The organism is Photorhabdus heterorhabditis (assembly GCF_001280945.1).
Classification (GTDB): domain Bacteria; phylum Pseudomonadota; class Gammaproteobacteria; order Enterobacterales; family Enterobacteriaceae; genus Photorhabdus; species Photorhabdus heterorhabditis.
On record NZ_LJCS01000254.1, the window covers coordinates 1 to 355 of the forward strand.

Sequence of the window (355 nt, forward strand, 5' to 3'; positions counted from 1 at the left end):
GGCGGATAACCGGCGTACTGATAGTGGCGTATTTGGTTTCATCCTTCGATTTTGTTGCCACGGGTTGATCATTTTCATCAATCGCCACTTCAATCGCTGTCAGAATCTGGCTGTTTTTACCGCGCATAGCGGTTAACTCTAATGTACATTTAGCTTCAGGGTTGAAATGATTACGGGCTTTATCTGACATTTCATCTGGAGAGAACCAACCCAAAGCACCAAATTCCAGACTAGTACTACAGCCGTACTTATCCTGAGGGTGGGCTCCCGCCTCTGCGCCGGTAGTGACACTGCTGAGCACGGTACTGGTGCCTTCGCCTCCATATAGACCAATGCAGAATGTGTTCAACGACAT

General features: G+C 48.2%; 1 pseudogene. It reads right to left on the minus strand.

The window, feature by feature from the left end:
* Positions 1-355 (minus strand): annotated as a pseudogene (locus tag AM629_RS21600) (hypothetical protein); the annotation flags it as partial.